1 pseudogene is annotated in these 301 nt (G+C 74.4%); it reads right to left on the minus strand.

Features of this window, described 5'->3' with window-relative positions:
* Positions 1–301 (minus strand): annotated as a pseudogene (locus ACQG3P_RS19135) (alkene reductase); the annotation flags it as partial.

A 301-nucleotide genomic window follows, 5' to 3' on the forward strand; every position in this document is an offset into this window, starting at 1 on the left:
CGCTTCGTCGGCGCGCTCGACGGTCGACGTGCCGCGAGAGATCAGACTGCCGCGATAGATCATCCGCAGCGCTTCCTTGCACGCCACCGGCATCACCGGGGCGTCCTCCCACTCCGCTTCGGCGATGTGCAGGTAGGCCACGCCGATGCTGGCCAGGATGTGCGCGGCGGCCAGGTAGGTGGCCTGCGGGGTGTCGTCGCCCGCGCCCTGCCGGGTGGTCAGCGGGCCCGGGCGCACGCCGAGGCGGGCTGCGCCCACTTCGGCGGCGACTGCGGCGGGCACTTCGCGCGGGAACCGCGGG

It is taken from the genome of Stenotrophomonas sp. SrG (genome assembly GCF_050031795.1).
Classification (GTDB): domain Bacteria; phylum Pseudomonadota; class Gammaproteobacteria; order Xanthomonadales; family Xanthomonadaceae; genus Stenotrophomonas; species Stenotrophomonas rhizophila_A.